This is a genomic window from Serpentinicella alkaliphila (genome assembly GCF_018141405.1).
Lineage (GTDB): Bacteria > Bacillota > Clostridia > Peptostreptococcales > Natronincolaceae > Serpentinicella > Serpentinicella alkaliphila.
In genome coordinates this window covers 1,052,512-1,070,320 of sequence record NZ_CP058648.1, presented here as the reverse complement: position 1 = coordinate 1,070,320, position 17,809 = coordinate 1,052,512, and the positions used below count along the sequence as shown (strand labels likewise).

The 17,809-nt window shown below is 31.4% G+C and carries 22 protein-coding genes and 1 pseudogene; 13 read left to right on the top strand and 10 right to left on the bottom strand.

Features of this window, described 5'->3' with window-relative positions:
* Nucleotides 1-29 precede the first annotated feature (29 nt).
* From HZR23_RS05435 to HZR23_RS05420, 4 genes are all read left to right on the top strand, one after another.
* Entirely contained in the window at nucleotides 30-737 is a 708-nt protein-coding gene (locus tag HZR23_RS05435; RefSeq protein ID WP_132847419.1) for a FadR/GntR family transcriptional regulator, read from the top strand.
* Between the two features lie 50 nt (nucleotides 738-787).
* Nucleotides 788-1,366: a hypothetical protein gene (locus HZR23_RS05430; RefSeq protein WP_132847418.1), complete on the top strand. Its 579-nt coding sequence runs from the start codon at nucleotides 788-790 to the stop codon at nucleotides 1,364-1,366.
* Nucleotides 1,367-1,466: 100 nt separating this feature from the next.
* Nucleotides 1,467-1,979, top strand: a complete 513-nt coding sequence (locus tag HZR23_RS05425) for a hypothetical protein (RefSeq protein ID WP_132847417.1) — start codon at nucleotides 1,467-1,469, stop codon at nucleotides 1,977-1,979.
* A 24-nt stretch (nucleotides 1,980-2,003) separates the two neighbouring features.
* Complete coding sequence (locus HZR23_RS05420; protein ID WP_132847416.1) at nucleotides 2,004-2,678, top strand: uracil-DNA glycosylase; 675 nt, start codon at nucleotides 2,004-2,006, stop codon at nucleotides 2,676-2,678.
* Between the two features lie 18 nt (nucleotides 2,679-2,696).
* Here the strand turns inward: HZR23_RS05420 and HZR23_RS05415 are convergent, their stop codons facing one another.
* Nucleotides 2,697-3,815 (bottom strand): GerAB/ArcD/ProY family transporter, encoded by a 1,119-nt coding sequence (locus tag HZR23_RS05415; RefSeq protein ID WP_132847415.1) that lies wholly within the window; start codon nucleotides 3,813-3,815, stop codon nucleotides 2,697-2,699.
* 91 nt (nucleotides 3,816-3,906) lie between these two features.
* Here HZR23_RS05415 and HZR23_RS05410 point away from each other — a divergent pair, with 91 nt between their 5' ends.
* The 3 genes from HZR23_RS05410 to HZR23_RS05400 are packed head-to-tail and all read left to right on the top strand — an operon-like array spanning nucleotide 3,907 to nucleotide 6,898.
* Entirely contained in the window at nucleotides 3,907-5,505 is a 1,599-nt protein-coding gene (locus HZR23_RS05410; protein ID WP_132847414.1) for a spore germination protein, read from the top strand.
* A 17-nt stretch (nucleotides 5,506-5,522) separates the two neighbouring features.
* Nucleotides 5,523-6,674, top strand: coding sequence for a Ger(x)C family spore germination protein (locus HZR23_RS05405; protein WP_132847413.1), 1,152 nt, complete (start codon nucleotides 5,523-5,525; stop codon nucleotides 6,672-6,674).
* Nucleotides 6,674-6,898, top strand: a complete 225-nt coding sequence (locus HZR23_RS05400; protein WP_132847412.1) for a hypothetical protein — start codon at nucleotides 6,674-6,676, stop codon at nucleotides 6,896-6,898. Before HZR23_RS05405 ends, HZR23_RS05400 begins: the two co-directional genes overlap by 1 nt.
* A 78-nt stretch (nucleotides 6,899-6,976) precedes the next feature.
* On the opposite strand, the gene HZR23_RS05395 is transcribed toward HZR23_RS05400, so the two are convergent.
* From HZR23_RS05395 to HZR23_RS05380, 4 genes are all read right to left on the bottom strand, one after another.
* Entirely contained in the window at nucleotides 6,977-7,162 is a 186-nt protein-coding gene (locus HZR23_RS05395; RefSeq protein ID WP_132847411.1) for a hypothetical protein, read from the bottom strand.
* Between the two features lie 338 nt (nucleotides 7,163-7,500).
* Nucleotides 7,501-8,427 (bottom strand): vanadium-dependent haloperoxidase, encoded by a 927-nt coding sequence (locus HZR23_RS05390; RefSeq protein WP_132847410.1) that lies wholly within the window; start codon nucleotides 8,425-8,427, stop codon nucleotides 7,501-7,503.
* 421 nt (nucleotides 8,428-8,848) lie between these two features.
* Nucleotides 8,849-9,058 carry a hypothetical protein gene (locus HZR23_RS05385; RefSeq protein WP_132847409.1) on the bottom strand — a complete coding sequence of 70 codons (210 nt, stop codon included), beginning with the start codon at nucleotides 9,056-9,058 and terminating at the stop codon, nucleotides 8,849-8,851.
* Between the two features lie 37 nt (nucleotides 9,059-9,095).
* The gene (locus tag HZR23_RS05380) at nucleotides 9,096-9,245 is read right to left on the bottom strand and encodes an SH3 domain-containing protein (protein ID WP_165913601.1); all 150 of its coding nucleotides are present in this window, start codon (nucleotides 9,243-9,245) and stop codon (nucleotides 9,096-9,098) included.
* Nucleotides 9,246-10,011: 766 nt separating this feature from the next.
* Here HZR23_RS05380 and HZR23_RS17525 point away from each other — a divergent pair.
* The 4 genes from HZR23_RS17525 (at nucleotide 10,012) to HZR23_RS05365 (ending at nucleotide 12,154) form a co-directional block, all read left to right on the top strand.
* Nucleotides 10,012-10,146, top strand: a complete 135-nt coding sequence (locus tag HZR23_RS17525) for a hypothetical protein (protein WP_279229877.1) — start codon at nucleotides 10,012-10,014, stop codon at nucleotides 10,144-10,146.
* A 44-nt stretch (nucleotides 10,147-10,190) separates the two neighbouring features.
* Entirely contained in the window at nucleotides 10,191-10,460 is a 270-nt protein-coding gene (locus HZR23_RS05375; RefSeq protein WP_132847408.1) for a hypothetical protein, read from the top strand.
* Between the two features lie 24 nt (nucleotides 10,461-10,484).
* Nucleotides 10,485-10,832 carry a methyl-accepting chemotaxis protein gene (locus HZR23_RS05370; RefSeq protein ID WP_132847407.1) on the top strand — a complete coding sequence of 116 codons (348 nt, stop codon included), beginning with the start codon at nucleotides 10,485-10,487 and terminating at the stop codon, nucleotides 10,830-10,832.
* A gap of 362 nt (nucleotides 10,833-11,194) precedes the next feature.
* On the top strand, nucleotides 11,195-12,154 hold the full coding sequence (locus HZR23_RS05365) for a M15 family metallopeptidase (protein ID WP_132847406.1): 960 nt from the start codon (nucleotides 11,195-11,197) through the stop codon (nucleotides 12,152-12,154).
* An 81-nt stretch (nucleotides 12,155-12,235) separates the two neighbouring features.
* Here HZR23_RS05365 and HZR23_RS05360 read toward each other — a convergent pair whose 3' ends face one another.
* Together HZR23_RS05360 and HZR23_RS05355 are read right to left on the bottom strand one after the other, a co-directional pair.
* On the bottom strand, nucleotides 12,236-12,535 hold the full coding sequence (locus tag HZR23_RS05360; protein ID WP_132847405.1) for a nitrous oxide-stimulated promoter family protein: 300 nt from the start codon (nucleotides 12,533-12,535) through the stop codon (nucleotides 12,236-12,238).
* Entirely contained in the window at nucleotides 12,516-12,950 is a 435-nt protein-coding gene (locus tag HZR23_RS05355; protein ID WP_132847404.1) for a YbaN family protein, read from the bottom strand. Before HZR23_RS05355 ends, HZR23_RS05360 begins: the two co-directional genes overlap by 20 nt.
* 354 nt (nucleotides 12,951-13,304) lie before the next feature.
* On the opposite strand from HZR23_RS05355, the gene HZR23_RS05350 reads away from it, so the two are divergent.
* Nucleotides 13,305-13,961: an FMN-binding protein gene (locus HZR23_RS05350; RefSeq protein WP_132847403.1), complete on the top strand. Its 657-nt coding sequence runs from the start codon at nucleotides 13,305-13,307 to the stop codon at nucleotides 13,959-13,961.
* Nucleotides 13,962-14,087: 126 nt separating this feature from the next.
* On the opposite strand, the gene HZR23_RS05345 is transcribed toward HZR23_RS05350, so the two are convergent.
* Nucleotides 14,088-14,765, bottom strand: coding sequence for a copper amine oxidase N-terminal domain-containing protein (locus tag HZR23_RS05345; protein ID WP_132847402.1), 678 nt, complete (start codon nucleotides 14,763-14,765; stop codon nucleotides 14,088-14,090).
* Nucleotides 14,766-15,113: 348 nt separating this feature from the next.
* Here HZR23_RS05345 and HZR23_RS05340 point away from each other — a divergent pair, with 348 nt between their 5' ends.
* On the top strand, nucleotides 15,114-15,431 hold the full coding sequence (locus HZR23_RS05340; protein WP_132847401.1) for an LbetaH domain-containing protein: 318 nt from the start codon (nucleotides 15,114-15,116) through the stop codon (nucleotides 15,429-15,431).
* A 96-nt stretch (nucleotides 15,432-15,527) separates the two neighbouring features.
* Here the strand turns inward: HZR23_RS05340 and HZR23_RS18000 are convergent.
* Together HZR23_RS18000 and HZR23_RS05330 are read right to left on the bottom strand one after the other, a co-directional pair.
* Nucleotides 15,528-15,881 (bottom strand): annotated as a pseudogene (locus HZR23_RS18000) (DODA-type extradiol aromatic ring-opening family dioxygenase).
* 134 nt (nucleotides 15,882-16,015) lie between these two features.
* A complete protein-coding gene (locus HZR23_RS05330) occupies nucleotides 16,016-17,707 on the bottom strand; it encodes an IS1634 family transposase (protein WP_132847400.1) in 1,692 nt (563 codons plus the stop codon).
* Between the last annotated feature and the right edge of the window lie 102 nt (nucleotides 17,708-17,809).

Below are 17,809 nucleotides of genomic sequence, written 5' to 3'. Positions count from 1 at the left end.
CTTTATATCAATTTTTAGGAGCGTGTGTCATGTTTAGTCCAATAAAGACTACTAAAGTATACGAACAAGTAATTAAACAAATAGAACAAATGATTATTAGTGGAGAACTTAAAAGAGGTCAAAAACTTCCTTCTGAAAGAGATTTATCCGAACAATTACAAGTGAGTCGAGCTTCTGTAAGGGAAGCCTTTAGGGCCTTAGAAATTATAGGGCTTATACATGTTAGACAAGGTGAAGGTAGCTATATAAAAGAAAGCTTTGAAGAATTTTTATTTCAACCACTTACTTTGTTGTTTACTCTACAACAAAGTAACCCTCAAGAAATAATAGAGCTTAGAAGAATTATTGAATTAGAGGCAGCCTATTTGGCCGCAAAGCGATGTACAGATGAAGAAATTGAACTGTTAAGATCACTAGTTGTAGAGTTAATCGAGGCTGATAAAATTAATGATACTCTGAGAAGTGAAATTGCGGATCAAAGGTTTCATTATTCTATAGCCAAAGCTTCTAAAAACCTATTACTTTTAAATATTTTACATTTATCTTCTGGACTAATTGATATTTCAGTTCAAGAAGCAAGGGGTAAAATTACGACAACTGTAGAAAAGAAAGATTTGGTTTCATCACAACATTACAGAATATACGAGGCTATTAAGAATAAACAGCCCTTAGAAGCTAAAGCTTGTATGAAGGAACATATAGATTTCATTGAAGAACAGTATTTGAAAAACTTTTAATTCGCTTTAATTAGTCTATTTAAATGTAATTTTCCGCAAGGATGGTGCAAATGAACTCTTTAATAACTAATATAAAAACTACTGTTAAGAAATTATCTTTAAATAATCCTAAAAGAGAAGTAGAAATAATTGAAAAATTAATTGAAAATCTATCTCTATATAAACAAGAAGTAATAAAATCTGGCGGATTCAATAGCAAATCTGAAGGAAAGTTAAATTATCATGGTTTAAAAATTGACAAGATTTCCGACGAAGTGTTTTTATATAAACCAGTTACCACTAAAAACTATTATGACGATGATTATCTCGAAAAATTTTCGGAGATAAGAACCTCTGACTTAAGCTATAGTGGTGTTTTAGAAATTCATAACAAGTTTTGGGGTGCTCATGAAATAATGTCAGGGAATATTTTTGCAACTACTCCCTTAGAGCTTATTGATAGCTCTCAATGCAAAAAGCTACAAAAACTTAATTGGGAACTTATTAATGCGGATATTTATGAGGTAAAAGCCGATTCTAGCATATCTAAGTTAGCACTTTTAAATGCTATTGAAAAGATGTTTCGATCTTATTTGCTTGTAAGAGAGGTTTCTGGAAATATATTGATGGTAATAGAATTTAAAAAATAAAGTTAAAGAGACTTTTAAGTCTCTATTATTTTAGTTTTTTAAAATATTCTGCAAACATAATTGACATACTAATAAATAAAATAACACTAGGAGGTTCATTTTGAATTTTAGAACAGTGCTAAATCTTATTTATTATTATAGACTCCCTTGGGTAATCTTGGCAATTTTTACATGGGCATTAATTATATTTACCTGCTCACTTCGTCAATTTATATATGCGATGCCTATAGGATTATGGACCATGCTAGTTGGGGGATTACTCGAAAATTTCTTTATCAATGCTAAGTTCTGGCATGAGAGTTTTATATTAATTCCTATAGGTGAATTAGATTTGTTTGTAATGCTTGGACCCTTTTTCACTATAGGTGTAATTTTAGTAAGATACTTACCTAAACGTCCAGTTCATAAACTACTGCTTGTATTACTACTCTCTTTATTAGCTACAGGTATAGAATTAATTGCTATTCGTTTAGGATTACTTACATATGCACAAGGTAAATGGCAAAGCATGCATTCAGTTTTTGCTTATGTACTTGGGTTAATGAGTGCTCTAGGCTTTTACTTTGTATATTATAATCTTCCTACAAAAACTATTTATAAAAATAAAAAATAGCTACACTTGAGTAAAGGTGATCTAATGCAAATATTAAAAAATGATTGGCATTTGCTATTGAAAAATGAATTTAATAAAGAATATTATTTGGGCTTGCGAGATTTTTTAAAGAAAGAGTATAAAACAAAAACCATTTATCCAAATATGAATGATATTTTTAATGCCCTACACTATACACAATATAAAGATGTTAAGGTAGTTATTCTTGGTCAAGACCCCTATCATGGTCCTAATCAGGCCCATGGTTTAAGTTTCTCTGTCACTCCAAATGTTTCAATTCCGCCGTCACTGCTAAATATCTATAAAGAGCTCCTTACGGACTTAGATTGCTACATTCCGAACAACGGCTATCTGAAAAAATGGACAGATCAAGGTGTTCTTCTTCTTAATACTGTATTAACAGTAGTCGAAGGACAAGCTAACTCCCATAAAAATATGGGTTGGGAGTATTTTACAGATAAGGTTGTGAGTCTATTAAATGAGAGAGAAGACCCAGTAGTTTTTATACTATGGGGAAACAATGCCCAAGCAAAAATAAAACTCATTACTAGCTCTAATCACCATATTATTAAATCTGTTCACCCTAGTCCTTTATCTGCCCATAGAGGTTTCTTTGGAAGTAAGCCTTTTTCGGGGGCCAATAATTTTCTACTATCTATAGGCAAAAAACCTATAGATTGGCAAATTGAAAACATATAATATCGTGGAGACAGTTATCTATTGATTAACTGTCTCTTTTTTATTTTTTTTATTTTTATACTTGATTGTTGCATATAACAAAATGGGTATCGGAAAAAACAATGGTATAGATAAAATAAAATATGGTACTACTGTTCGTAATATAATATCAAACTTATGAATTGCATAGGGCATAAATACCCCTATCAATACAGCCACTGGAATAGCAAAGTCCCTAGGTTCCCCTACATTAAACAACTCCGATATAATTTCGCATATCACATAAAATGTTATTAGAAATTTAAAAAAGGTAGCTATATATAATATTGCATAAAAGAATGGATCTAACCTCTCTATAACATCTCCAACCTGAATAATTCTAATTGTACTTAAAGGCGGAAAAGTTAGGGTTTTCAATGTGAATTCCTCGAAAGCAGTAGTTGATGCTAAGGATCTTATACTTAGCAGTATGGTAGCTCCTAGAATACCTAAAAATGAATATTTTATAAATTTTTTACGTTCATTCCTATCCCCTTTAATATGTTTATAAAAAAAGACTACTGGTAGTACTTGAGCATATGGAAAATTTAAATTTGGTATTGCACCTGAAAATACAGGTTTTATGCCATCTGACATAATAGGTAATATTTTTTGATAGTCTAATTTAGGTATAACTAGTAAATATAAAATTATATATATTACTACTAAAATTGGCAATATAAATTCCATGAATCTTATAAAAACCTCCACGCCTAACTTTAAAGCATACATAGTTGGAATAAGAAAAAAAATGATGAAAATGTATCCTGGAGTTTCAGGCATTGTTATCTTTCCTAAATAATATACATCAGAAACAATAAGGAGACTTAAAATAAAAAAGAATAAGAGATAGTATACATTAACTAGCCCACCAAAAATCTTACCCCAATATTTATTTAATGTTTTTGTCATAGAGCCGCCTGGACATAAAGAAAGTGGTAAGTAATTACAGTAAATTACTATATATGCCATAACAGATGCAATAATATTAGAAATCCATACATCTCGTCCAGCCTCTTTCATACCTGGTAAGTACAGAATTGCAGCTCCGCCTAATTGAGCTATTGTTAGAAACAAAATCTGTCTATAGGATATAATTGTTAAATTATTATTATTCATAGTCTTCTCCACCTTTTTTATTTACTTGTCATATTTTAACCATAATTGTACAAAATATTTATTATTATACATGAGGGGGCTTTAAAAGATAATGTTTAATTTCATAAAAAATACTATATCAAAATTATTCAAATCAAATAATAGTAGTGATGCTACAAATGATAACAACAATATAAAATCAATTGAGTTTAATAAAGACTTTAATAAAAATATAGAATTAATTAAATTTTGTTTAGGAAAAAGTGATGATTTGATCTTTAGATATTTTAATATTTCTACACAACCTTATACAAAAGCAGTGGTTATTTATATAGAGTCAATGGTAGATGACAAATCCCTTCAATCTTCAGTATTAGACCCACTTATAAATGAACTTGCCCAAAGAACTACAGAAGATAGAATTTATTTAAAATCAAAAATACATACTTTAATTGAACAATCACTTTCTATCTCTAAACTATCTTTTAAGAAAAATCTAAGTGAAGCAATAAATGAACTTGTAATTGGCAATAGCTTATTACTTATTGATAAAGTACCCTATGTAGTATCTGTAAATACTTTGAAGGCAGATAATAAAGAAAGCACAGAACCCCAAACAGAAAAAGTAGTGAAAGGCCCTCAGCAAGGCTTCGTAGAAAGTATTAATACTAATTGTTTAATGTTAAGACGGCGTATAAAATCCCCTAACTTAATTTTTAAAAATTTTAAGGTAGGACGACAGACGCAAACAGATATTAGAATTGTGTACCTATGTAATATAGCTGACTTAAATATAGTCGATGAATTGTGTGATAGGATAAACAGAATAGATGTTGATGGATTTGTTAGTTCAGCAAGCATAGAAGAGTATATAAATGACAATCCTATAAATCTATTTCATACTACATTTTACTCGGAGAGGCCTGATAGGGTTCAAAGTCTTCTTCTTGAAGGCAGAATAGCAATAATATGTGATGGTACCCCGTTTGTAATAATTGTTCCTGCAATAATTTCAGACTTTTTTATAAGTATGGATGATTATTATCAAAATCAATACTTTGCTTCCTTTTGTCGTTTATTAGGTTACTTTGGAGCTATTTTACTAACTTTTTTACCATCTATATATGTTGCTATAACGACTTTTCATCAAGAGGTACTTCCAACTCAACTTGCTCTTACTATCGCTGCTGCTAGAGGAGGAGTTCCTTACCCTGCTTTTATTGAGGCAGTAATTATGGAGGTAGCATTTGAAGCCCTTAGGCAGGCAGGAACTAGACTTCCAACCCATATAGGTCAAGCCGTAAGTATCGTTGGAGCCCTTATTATAGGCCAAGCTGCTGTTGAAGCTGGTCTAGTTTCCTCAATAGTAGTAATTATTGTAGCAATGACGGCCATTTTTTCATTTACTATCCCTTATACTAACTTTGTATTAAGCTTAAGGCTTGCTAGGTTTTTTATGCTTGTCTTAGCAGGGATTCTTGGGATTTATGGTATTATGACTGGACTTTTAATACTAGCCCTTAACTTAATTTCCCTCAGATCATTTGGCGTGCCCTTTATGGTGCCCTTTGCACCCCTAAGTCTTAAGGAATTGAAAGATTGGTTTTTAAGAATGCCCCTATGGTCGATTACCGAAAGGTCAGGTCATATAGTCAAGAAAAATATAGTTAAAAAAGATAAAAATATAAAACCTACTCCTCCATCAAAATAAGAAAGAAGGAAAACATTATGAAAAAATTTCTTATTATACTTACAACTGTGCTATTCACTACATCTTTAACCTCCTGTTGGAGCCGAAGGGAAATTAATAACCTAGGTTTTGTTATTGGACTCGGCATTTCAAAAACTGACGCTGGACTTTACTCTGTTGTTGCTCAGTTAGCTAATCCACGTTCTATTGCAGCCGAAGGGGTAACTGGAAAGGAAATTTATACCACTATTGGATCCAAAGGCCTTACAATTTTTGATGCTTTAAGAAATATGAGTAAGATAGCTAAAAGACGTCTGTACATCGGCCATATTAAGTCCTTAGTTATTGATGAAAAAATTGCAAAGGAAGGCTTGGGTGAGGTTGTAAGCTTTTTTGCACAAGATATGGAAGTAAGATTAGAAATGATTGTATTAGTAACTAATGACCCCCCTGAAAAAATTTATGATACACCAAATTTTGTCGGTATAGTTCCGGCACTAGGTTTATCTATTATAGCTGAAAACTTTGGAGCAAATAATAAAATATATGTAGCAGATATGCACGAGACTGTTGAAGCTGTAAATAACCCATTTATAAATTATGTAACTACTCTTGTTACTATAGTGTCCCCACCAACAGAATTAGAGAAGCCCGAGTTAATACTTTCTAGAATAGCAATATTTGATAGTGATAAATTAGTTGGCTACTTAGACTATGAAGAGGGTCAAGCGTATAATCTAGTGACTAATAACTTTAAAAATGGTTTAATAGTTTTTGATTATGCTCTGAACAACGATAAAATTACTATTGAAGGTCTAGAGTCTAAAGCTGACATTAAACCAAAGTACGAAAATGGTAAAATAAGATTTGATATTGAATTAAATGTAAAGGGTAATGTAGCTGAAAGAGTATCTACGGAGGACCTACCTCACGAGTTAGATATAGAGATTCTTCAAAGGCAATTGAATAAAGTCTTAGCAGATAAAATTAATAAGGCCATAGTTAATGCCCAGAAAGGTTATGGGGTAGACTACTTTAATTTAAGTGGCTACTTTTTTAGAGAATACCCTAAAGAATTTAAAGAAATTAAGGATAATTGGAATGATGCATTCTCATCTGCTACTATTAATGTTACAGTTAACAGTACTATTATTCACTCTGCACTTAATTTAAATAGGGGGAGAATTTAATGAATATTATAACTACTGTTGTTACAGGGCTAGTAATATTAGTTGATTTCTTAAGAATTGAAAAGAGCAGTAAAAAAATAATAATTGTTTATTTTTTTATTGTAGCATTAGCTATATTAACTAGTCTTGAAAGTAAATATCAATTTTTTGAAATAAGTCCGTTCGAAATTATGATAGATAAGATGCAACCTATAACAGATTGGTTATTTGGTTTATTAGCTTAACTGAATATTGTTAAAATCTCCTTCTTAAAATTTATTATCTAAAAAGGAGATTTTAACTATTACTATATTAGAATTCTTTTATAAGACACTTCCTATTCCAGCACTTTGAACTACTGAATATATACTTTTAAAATGAGGGAAACTAGTATTGGTGCTATCCATAACCCAGATAATTGTAAAATCCCAACCTAAATCAATATGTGTTGTGCTAGTTCTAGCATCATTAAATGAAATGGTATCTCCATTTTCGCCATTCCCTGCCACAAAAATCATCTGATCTAATGCAAAACTATTGCTATAACTTGAACTCCTTGACTTATTCCTACGATCCTGCCAAAGTTCTGAAGGACATAAATGGTCCTGTCTAATAATCTATTTAATGCAGAACTATTATCAATACTACTATTTTGATTGTGCCCACCAATCCTGGTCACTTATAAAAGTCTTAGTGCTTAAATAGATATCCCGTGGAATTACTCTATCAAAACCTTCAAGTATTTTCTTCAATCTACACCCTCTCCTAAACTTTTTAGTAAATATTGTATATATTTAACATATACCTGTTTTTCCCTCTATATTTTAATATGTTTTTATTACTTCCATTATTCAGGCAAAAGTGGCAAATCACATAACCTAGCCCTTGGGGTATAAGGAATAACCTGCTCATATGGTGGTGGGTTTAACTCTGCATGCAAAGGCTTCAGTACTGGCTCATAAATTAATTTCCCATTACTATCAAACTGACCCCTTAAAATATCTACGATTATCCTTCCAATCTGTCTTCCAAGCCTTAATCCTTCATTTATGTCAGCTAAAAAATGTACTCCTCCGTATAAACGTGAAATAGAGTTTTCTTCGGCTAGCTCTTTAAGTTTCTCAGCTTCTGTAGGGAAAAAATAGCTTAAGATTACTTCTGCTGTACCAGAAATTACAGAATGACCAGAAGGGTACGCAGGGAATTTTGGTGTACAAATTACAGTGAGTAAATTATGGTCTAATTGATTTGGGCGAGGTATTTCCCACAAATACTTAAAATACCAGGTAACAACAAATGCATCATTTATTCCCGCCTGTACAGCTGCTATCACTCGAGCAGACTGCGCTGGACTTAAATTATATGTGTCTACAAGTCTATCTATTATTGGAGTCCATTGCTTTGTAGCTGGACCATCTCCCCAATAATCGGCTATTACCTTTTGATGTTTTGTAACATTTCTTAAGGTTTTTTTTACTAAAGCTAATTCTTTGCAAAAGTCAATATTGTCCGGGTTCTCAATATCAAATTTTATAAGCTTACCATCAGAAGAAATAAACTGCCCTTTTCTATTTCTTCTTATGTAATATAAAGGCCAAGACCCTGCGGCTGGATCAATCCCTTTTGGTCTTTCTGTCTCTCCAGCATAAGGCAATTGGTACCATTTCTTCATAGGTCTTTTAATTCTATTTTTTCTGTTATTTTTTCTAGATACTTTTTTATCCTCAACAGTAGCAATCATGTCTTCTAAAGAACCATTTGAATAATTCATCATAGCTAACTCCCCCAAAGGTACATTTTTACTTTATTTTATGTATCATTAGTTTATGGTGCTACTTTGGGGAACACGATTTTTCTTAAATGTTTTCATTGCTTGTACCCGTCCCTTTACTAGTTTAGGCATGTAAAAGAGCTAGCACCTTATGATACTAGCTCGATTTCATTAATATTGGTAATCATAGGAACCATCCCTATAATTCAAGAATTTAGTAAATTACATTATTATACATTAAATATTACTACAATGCACCTATTTCTACTAAAAAAGCCTATTCAACATTATTCAAAGTAGCTCCTGGACCCATAGCTTTTGCTACTTCAGAGATGACATTTACAACATTCTTGCCTTTTCCAATCATAATAGGCTTGTTAAAAGTCTTTAATATACGGTTGCTACAGCTGGTGCAGCAGGGTAATCAACAATAATTGTTTCTTAACCTCACCTCGACTACTTTTTTTTCGTATTCAGCAGTTCCATCTGGACCGCCTGCATTTGTTAGTGCTGTCACTATAACGTTGTATGTACCAGCTTCTGTAATTTCCCATGGAAAACTAAATGAGTAAGCAGAACCACTACCACCCATAGTATTAACTTTTGCCTTTAAAGCATTATTTGCAAAAAGCATTACATATTCTAAACTCCCATTATACTTACTGCTCCTGTTACATTATGTATCTGTGGAAAGCTTGTGTATTGTAAATTTCAATCGGATTAACATTAACATTTATTGTTGTAGTCCCTGCCATAGCTACAACACTCATGCATAAAACCATAAGCAAAGCAAAAAATATCGATAAGCTCTTCTTTTTCATTTCCATTCCTCCTTGTATAATGATGATATAGCCATTGAGGCTACAACATAGTCAATCACTTCTATATCTAAGTAACCGAAGAAGGTATTCTCCCTTCATCAGCAGTTGCTTCATTAGTTATCATGCTTGAAGGTTTCCAGATAGACCCCAGTTGTTTCATAAGGTATCATCTTTAAGGATAGGACAAAGAATCCGCTCATATAGCCCAAGTGTCCTCATACAGGCTATACTTTCTAGCTACCCTTTTATTGCTTCGAGGTGAACCTACTATGTAAGTCTCATCCTCATCACAGTCTCCGTAGCAGGTCTACATCTAGTCTTACAACACAGTGGACGTTTCACTGTTTCTTTTATTCTCAACTGATTGTAACCGATACAATCAGAGTGAATCCGAGTTTTGTAAATCTGTCTCTCTTTTTTTCATTTGTATGCTTTAGTTAGTGCAATAATTGGTATTGTTTTTAAAATTATGCTTGTTTAAAGATATATAGTCGTTTGAAACCTCGTAAATTCAAAGTGTTCGGCAGGTTTTGTCGATAAGAATACTCTTATATAACTTAGATTAAATACATATTTTTTTACAATATTAATTTATTATCTTTGTGTAATCGAATCTGTGCTTTTAAGATTTTATTTTATGAGATTTATTAGAGGGTAGATACTTTAATATAATTATTGCCCTGGAAATGTTAATAATTCTGAATATAATTTGTTAATGCAGGATATTTTATAAATTATTCGAATATTCGAGACAGGGGTTGGGATTGTGCAAAAGAATAAGAAGATAATAAATGACTTTATTAAGATAAGTCCACTATTACAAGAATTGTTTGATGAGGATTGTATAATTGGGATAGGTGATCTAAAACATTTTCAAAGTATTTACCAGGAACTGAACTAGATGTACGTGCTATTGAAGGTGCATCGTTACAATCTTGTGATGTTATGTATAGATGTATTTGTGAAAATAGAAAAATAGTAGAAATTATACCAAAAGAAGTATTCGGGATTCCTTTTAAATCTATTACAGTACCTTTAAGGAACTCTAAAAGAAAAGCCATTGGGTCAATTAACATTGGTAGAAGCTTAAAACGACAAAACACTCACAAAGAGCTTACAGAAAATATTGCTGCTGCTTTTGAAGAAATTATTGCTAGTGTTAATGAAATTTCTAACTCAGCCATTGGTATTGCTAATTCATCTGAAAAACGATGAAAAAACAAAAATGCTATAAATGCAATGTCCCAGAGCGATACTATTTTAAGATATATTAAAGAAATATCTGATGAGACTAATCTTTTGGGATTAAATGCTGCAATTGAAGCTGCAAAAGCTGGAGACCAAGGAAAAGGTTTTTCTGTTGTAGCAGAGAGGATTAGAAAACTATCAAAAGAAACGACTAGTGTAGTAGTTAATATAAAAAATATTTTAGATTCTATCAGTAGTTCTGTATCAATTATGCATAGCAGTCTTGAAACCCGTCAGATTCAACAATACACAGGCTATAAACTCAGAGCAAATATTAAGTGCCCTATAGGAACTTTGTGCAACAACTCAGTTGTTGGCAAATTTATCCAAAACCTTTAGTGCGAATTCATGTACAACTATATTAAGTTACGAAATTAATTAATCAGAAGTGAGGATAATCAAAAATATGCTCACTTCTAAAATAATTAAATATCCTACAAATTAATTTGAGTTATCTTTTCCTAATCTCATCATGGGCCTAACTATTGTTTATCTAGTCTTTTTTTAGTAGTTATGGTTTTTTTCGACTTCTTCTAAATCTATAACTTTCACTAATCTATTTTAAAAATTCTTAGTCTTTAGACACATAAATACATTGCCTACTTTATAACCAGGGTAATATTTATCTAAAGCTAACACATAAAATAATATATCAGCACTTTAAAAAGAATTAGTTTATAAAAATAATAAGTAGGTGAACTATGAAAACCTTTAAAAAGTATACGTTTTTTCTTTTAGTTATATTTGGAGTTTTTTCAGTACTGACAGTCCACTATATTATTGGCAGAACCGAAAAAACATCCGTCAACTCTACTTACGATTATGAGACGACATTGAAGCAAGATATTTTTTCACTTATGCTAGCCTATCCAGAGTATATTATAGATTTAGAAGTTGTGGATTCTAGTAAGGTATACCTCATTTTAAAATCTGGTGAGAAGATCTTATACGACGATGGAAAAGAGAAAACTCACGAACAGAAGTTGAGTAACCCTGATATTAAAGATATGTTGGAGCAAAGGTACGTAATAGGGGCAATAAATAAGCTTATGCCAGAAGACTATAATCCAGGAAGAATAAGAGTCTATCCCCTATTAAATGTAGTTTATGGAGGTACACAACACTTAATAGAAAAAAATCTTGTGGGTGTACAAATAAACTTAAATTATCATCGTTTTAATAGCAATAATAATGCTTCAGATTATCTTAAAGCTGCTATCACAGAATTAAATGCCCTAGCAAAGGAAAAGCCTCTGCTTTGGTCATATATATATCCCTTAGGGGGTACATATAATTATAGGTACATTTCTAAAACTAATAGGTTAAGTCCTCATGCCTTTGGTTTAGCAATAGATTTAGCTAGTAATAAAGATGACTACTGGCAATGGGCATCTAGAGCCGCCGGTGAAAAACGACTTAAGGGCTACCCACAAGAAATAGTAGATATCATGGAAAAAAACTATTTTATTTGGGGTGGTAAATGGGGACAGTTTGATATACTTCACTTTGAATATCGTCCTGAAATAATAATGAAAGCTCTATATTTCACGAACGAAGGTAAAGATGTGTGGTTTGAGAAACTTCCTGTTGATAATAAAGATATATCAGAACTTGTTTGTTTCATAGAAGAAAGACTTGAAAACTTCATTTCTCCTCATTAGTATGTTTTATTTGAAAATGGTCATATTTTTGGAATATGACCATTAATCTATTTACTATATTATTTAATATCTTATCTTACTTTATTTAACAAGGTGTCTTACAAACTCCATGGGTTTATATATTATTATCCTAGGTCCACAATATCTCATTACTTCTTTTATCTTTATTTTCATTTCAGGTCTATAACATGGTGTCTTACACCTTCTGCATGAGCTTTTTCTATTTCCATATTTACAATTACTTAAGCGCATAATAGCATAAGCTAAAAGCCCCTTACATTGATTGCAAATTTCATTTTCATTATTATCATGTTTTCTAGTACAATATAGCCTTATCATTAAATTAATTATATCTTTTTCCTTATCTATTCTGTTGCTCATAAAAATCCACCTGCAATGGCCCTCCTTCCCCACTATCGGCCTCAGCTTTAATAGTTTTGATTCTATATATAAAGTAATAATATTTAAATAAAACAAGAACAATTAAAAATAATCTGACATATAAGTTATTAATAACTATCAAAGGTATTGCAATCATTGTGTCCGCAAACAATAATATGTAAACCTTTTGTCTCAAAGTCATAGCTCTATTATTCACGAACTCTTCTAAATATTTCTTATAGAGCTTCGTTTTTACAAACCAATCATTACATCTTTTAGAGCCCTTAGAAAAACAAAATAATGCTAGCAATAAAAATGGTGTAGTAGGAAGTATTGGGAGAAATGCCCCAATTGCTCCTAATGAAAAAGCTACTACTCCCATACATATATAAATTACTTTTTTTATTTTTTCCATACCTCACCTCTTATTTCTTTTCCTTTTACTTAATTCCACTTATATTAAACATCATTTAAACTAATTGTACATTTTATTACTACATCTTTATATTACCATATTATTGTTAATTTTCTTAATGCTAAATGCTACATTAAATTCCTAGACTATATATACTATTCTATATAACTTAGAATATATCCATCATTATCTTATTTTTATAAAATAACTTCTATTCTCGATTAATTCGTGCATATTTAACAGATATATTAAATAGTTGACATTATTAAGTAATTAGTTTATTATCTTATACAAGACAATGATAACAAGTGTCATTTGATCGAAATATTCATTATATTAAAGGAGGATTTACATTTGCGTTCATTTATCAAATTTATTGCTCTATGTACAGTAGTTTCTATTACTTTACTAGGCTGCAACACTCAAAAGGATACGTCTAAAAAACTAGAGGACTCCAATACAAAAATAGAAATATCAGAAACTAATTTAGAAGATGATGTAGAAACAGAAGAAAGTGATTTAAATGAGGATGTAAAAATAAATGAAGTTGAAGAAGAAAACCAAGAAAAAGCTACTCAGCCCCTTGCTCCTTCAACTAAAGAATCTATAAAAAAAGAGGTTAGTACTAAGGAAAATTCTATACCAAATAATCAAAATAACGGGACTTCACAAAATAGTAATAATAACATAAAGATTGAAAATAATGTAAACATAGAGGAACAAAAGGAACAACCAATAGTAAATACAAATAAATATAAGGATGGTACCTATAAGGGTTCTGCAATGGGGTATGAGGATACTATAGATGTTACAGTGAGCGTTGTTAATGGAAAAATTAATAAAATTGACGTTACATATCATGATGATACTCCTAGTATCGCGGAAAAAGCCTTTAAAACTTTATCAAATACTATCATTTCTTCTCAAGAGCTAGAAGTAGATGCTGTATCAGGTGCAACACATTCATCAAATGGCTTTATAAATGCAGTAAAAAATTCTCTTAATCACTAGTTACTATTATTAAAAGTTAGCATATCATTGATAACGCTAACTTTTTTAGTTTGCTAAAATTTTACCAACAAAAATAGTAGGCACTTTTATACCTACTATTTTTGCTATGTACATATTTAATTTAAATTATTTTTTAGGGTAGCTATATACTCCTCTGTTAAGACTATCTCTAATTGCAGATATTATTTTACCAGATCTTAAAGTTGCTCCTGTCATTGCATCTACTTGACTTGTAACAATTTTTCCTGGATCATAAAGGTCTTTTAAGCTTACCCTAATATCTTTACCTACTAGGTAGTTAATTAAGTCTTCATGTTGTGTTCTTAATCCTATTATTTTGGCATCTTCTTTCTCTGCTCTATAATCAACACCTTTATACGCTAAATGTGCAAATCTAATATTTTGGATTACATTGTTTTTAAGCTCAAATTGAACTGCTACTTGTTGTATCCCTTCATAATCAAAAGTTCCTCTGTAAATCCCATCCTCATATGATACTGTAGCTGGTGCTTTAGTTTGTACTTGGGCTTGAGCCTGTGGTTGAGACTTATCAGTAATATATACAGAATTAGTATTTTTATCATATTCTACATTTGCTCCTAATGTCTCTGCTACGAATCTTAGTGGTACATAAGTTGTATTATCGTGAATAAGTATGTGTGATCCTACAGGTGCCTTCTCTACCCCGTTAAAGAAATACTTAATTGATGAAACAGATGCCTCAACTTTCTTTCCTGACGCATATGCTACACCAGTTGCTAACATTACTGCTACCAATAAACCTGATACAATTTTTTTCTTCATTAAAAAATCCTCCTTGGTTGTCTTTTTATTTTGATTATCCTTTTATAACAACCCCTATCAAACAACTGTCATTCATAATCAATTTTAAATGATAAATTAATTGTAGTGATTGTTTTTGTTATGTGATAACACTTATCAGTAATATTACCATGTTTTTTATATAATGTAAATATTTTTTTTAAATTATTTTGTAACACTTCCAAATATATCGCCTTATGCTATTTACGAGTATTATTCACTATTTTTTTAAATCACTTTCTATCTTCTAATGGATGTTCCTTATTTAAGGTACTTTTATTTTTACTGTTGCATATCATGTAGCAAATTACTCTTATGAGGTGCCTTTAAATGAATAAAAAACATGAGACCGAGCTATTACAGCAGAAGTATTCTTACTGTAGGTGCAATCCTTCAAATATTTATACAGTCTTTATAGGCCCGAGCCCTATAACTTCCTTTACTCCTTACGCATATTATCCAATTATTCATCCCAGTAGTTTTTCGAGTCCATTTTCAAGCATAATAGGGGCTGTTGTAATAAATGAAAATGTATTTATTGCCCCTAGTGCTTCAATTAGGGCAGATGAGGGATTCCCTTTTTATATAGGAACAAATTCAAATATTCAAGATGGTATTATTCTTCACGGTCTAAGAGCCCTTTGTTAATATATGTAGTTAGACTCTCCCTAGCTAGTCTAACATAAGGGTGCCTCTGATTTATTCTTTTCTCGAATGCGTCATACCGTTGTTTTTCCAGCTTGTCTAGTAGCGGTTCTTCTCAGATAATACATTAAACTTCATTACTCCATAGCCTACTCCAAAAGTGCTTTCATAGCTTAGAAGTTCTCCGTTAAACTGCTTGCCTTCTAAGGCACCAAGTAATATAAGTACAGATCTTCTTCCACATTCCGCTGCATTACAAATAGTTTCGTCAGAAATAGCTAGTACCCCCTCAACATCTCCCTTTTGTAAAAAATGAAGAAACTGCTAGTCAAATATTTCACCAGAAATATCATATCCGTAGGGTCCATCTTCTTTAAGCCTATGTGATAACTTCCCACTAGCTGTAATAACCACCTCTTCAGCGATCCCTTCTACTGCCCTATTAATTTGTATACCTAATTTATATAAATCAATATCGTTTAAGGCAGCATAAGTAATATATACAAGCTTATACCCGAGTTTAGAGGTTAAGATAAAAACAAACAGTTCAAACCCCTTTAAACAACTAGGTTTGAACTGTTTATTTATTAGTTTTTGACGTTGTGAACTATTTCCTTTCGGTATAAACGAATCTGCTCTATCCTGACGTTTTTATAATTAAGAGATACATCATAAGCATTTTCTAAGGTTCTAAACACATCATCTTGTTTGTTTAATGAATAGATTCCACTGGTGATTTTTCTGCAAGTAGCATTTTTTAAAGCCTCTTGTATTTTTCTAATCGAATACTTATTGCATAGTTTATTCTCTAGAAGTCTTGTCATTAGAAGGGCTACAAAGCATAATAGAAAGTGTCCTTCTATGCGATCTTCTCTTCTAACATAAACAGGACGGCCTTCTAGGTCCGATTTCAAAACTCTAAATGAGTCTTCAATCCTCCAAAGCCCCCTATACCTCTCAATAATATCCGAATCAGGCATGTCTATTTCACTTGTTACTAGGGCATAATAGCCATCTAAGGCTACATCCCTTTCATATTTATCCTGTTCAAATTTTAAAATTGTTTTTTTATCTTCTACTTCACCGGTTATTGTATCAACTTCAATTTCTTTCAAATATTTTTTTATCCCATGTCGATTTGAAGCTTTGTATTTTGAAGGATTAGTAAGGTACTCGTTAATTTTATCTTCTAATAACTCTCTTTTATGTTTTTCTCTTGAGTCAAAATCTTGTGACCAGAAAGCAACTACTTTTTCTTTTAGCAAGACATCATTTCCATTTTCATCTTTTGTACTTCTTTCTCTTAGAAAAGATTTGATTTTAAATGTTTTCGAGTCGTTATAGACATAGCCATCATCTTCTAATATCTTATTTATGAATGCTTTAGATGAGCCTCTTACCTTTTGTGAAACTATGTAACCATCACCATTGCTAACAAGAAATGCGAGATTTTTACCACTATTGAGCGCTTTATCAGCTGTTAATATAACTCTACCCATTTTATATCGCTCTTTCATATCAATCATAGATGGAATCAACATTGTACTATCATGGGTATTACCAGAGAAAAGCTCATAGCCAACAGGCAGTCCTTCTTGATCGATAGCTAGACTCATTTGAACAATGTGTGTTCTTTTTTTCTCTTTTGAAACACCAACCTTTTTTAACTCATTTTCAATTTCTGTCTCGAAATAATAATTGGTTACATCGAAGAAAATGAGCGAGGTATCTCTTCCTTGGGTTTCGGTAATCTTTCTATGAAGATGTAGCTGTAGATCGCCCTTAATCTCCTTCATCAATGATAGAGTTTCATAGACAGAATCTAAAGTCACATCAAAGGGTTCAAAGAATTGATTTCGATTCTCAACTGTCGCCTTTTTACTAGCTGGATTTAGTATCCTACTATAAAGAAGAAGTTTGAAAACTTGATCCACGTCAAAAACATATTTTTTATTATTCATCTTATTTTTAAAGAAGTTAGATATTTCTAGATCTTCATAAAGTCTTTCTAAAAAGAAGTAACCATAGTTTTGGTCTACTTCCATATCATCATTGGAACTATTAAGATTAAGAGTAATATTCACCTGGTTTTTGGTCATATTTTTTGCTTCGTCTTTTAACTTTTGAAGTATATTTGGATCTTTTGCTTCTAACTCCTCAAGATTACCATATGACTTAACTATTCGTTGTTTTGACTTACCATTTTCATCTCGATAACCTTCAACAAGATATACTTTTGTGAACTTTGAAGTATTACCTTTACTTAGTCTTATATACATAAAATGGCACCCTCTTCTATTATACCAATAACTAACTACAGCTCACAACAATAATTTTATTGAAAAAACATAAAAAAACACCTGAAAAGTCAAGTGCTTTAA

What these genes read in the sequence shown, in the direction of transcription:
- HZR23_RS05435 (WP_132847419.1), top strand. Translation starts at nt 30, where the DNA reads ATGTTTAGTCCAATAAAGACTACTAAAGTATACGAACAAGTAATTAAA.
- HZR23_RS05430 (WP_132847418.1), top strand. Translation starts at nt 788, where the DNA reads ATGAACTCTTTAATAACTAATATAAAAACTACTGTTAAGAAATTATCT.
- HZR23_RS05420 (WP_132847416.1), top strand. Translation starts at nt 2,004, where the DNA reads ATGCAAATATTAAAAAATGATTGGCATTTGCTATTGAAAAATGAATTT.
- HZR23_RS05415 (WP_132847415.1), bottom strand. Translation starts at nt 3,815, where the DNA reads ATGAATAATAATAATTTAACAATTATATCCTATAGACAGATTTTGTTT.
- HZR23_RS05410 (WP_132847414.1), top strand. Translation starts at nt 3,907, where the DNA reads ATGTTTAATTTCATAAAAAATACTATATCAAAATTATTCAAATCAAAT.
- HZR23_RS05405 (WP_132847413.1), top strand. Translation starts at nt 5,523, where the DNA reads ATGAAAAAATTTCTTATTATACTTACAACTGTGCTATTCACTACATCT.
- HZR23_RS05400 (WP_132847412.1), top strand. Translation starts at nt 6,674, where the DNA reads ATGAATATTATAACTACTGTTGTTACAGGGCTAGTAATATTAGTTGAT.
- HZR23_RS05390 (WP_132847410.1), bottom strand. Translation starts at nt 8,427, where the DNA reads ATGATGAATTATTCAAATGGTTCTTTAGAAGACATGATTGCTACTGTT.
- HZR23_RS05385 (WP_132847409.1), bottom strand. Translation starts at nt 9,058, where the DNA reads ATGCTTTTTGCAAATAATGCTTTAAAGGCAAAAGTTAATACTATGGGT.
- HZR23_RS05380 (WP_165913601.1), bottom strand. Translation starts at nt 9,245, where the DNA reads ATGAAAAAGAAGAGCTTATCGATATTTTTTGCTTTGCTTATGGTTTTA.
- HZR23_RS05375 (WP_132847408.1), top strand. Translation starts at nt 10,191, where the DNA reads ATGTATAGATGTATTTGTGAAAATAGAAAAATAGTAGAAATTATACCA.
- HZR23_RS05370 (WP_132847407.1), top strand. Translation starts at nt 10,485, where the DNA reads ATGTCCCAGAGCGATACTATTTTAAGATATATTAAAGAAATATCTGAT.
- HZR23_RS05365 (WP_132847406.1), top strand. Translation starts at nt 11,195, where the DNA reads ATGAAAACCTTTAAAAAGTATACGTTTTTTCTTTTAGTTATATTTGGA.
- HZR23_RS05360 (WP_132847405.1), bottom strand. Translation starts at nt 12,535, where the DNA reads ATGAGCAACAGAATAGATAAGGAAAAAGATATAATTAATTTAATGATA.
- HZR23_RS05355 (WP_132847404.1), bottom strand. Translation starts at nt 12,950, where the DNA reads ATGGAAAAAATAAAAAAAGTAATTTATATATGTATGGGAGTAGTAGCT.
- HZR23_RS05345 (WP_132847402.1), bottom strand. Translation starts at nt 14,765, where the DNA reads ATGAAGAAAAAAATTGTATCAGGTTTATTGGTAGCAGTAATGTTAGCA.
- HZR23_RS05340 (WP_132847401.1), top strand. Translation starts at nt 15,114, where the DNA reads ATGAATAAAAAACATGAGACCGAGCTATTACAGCAGAAGTATTCTTAC.
- HZR23_RS05330 (WP_132847400.1), bottom strand. Translation starts at nt 17,707, where the DNA reads ATGTATATAAGACTAAGTAAAGGTAATACTTCAAAGTTCACAAAAGTA.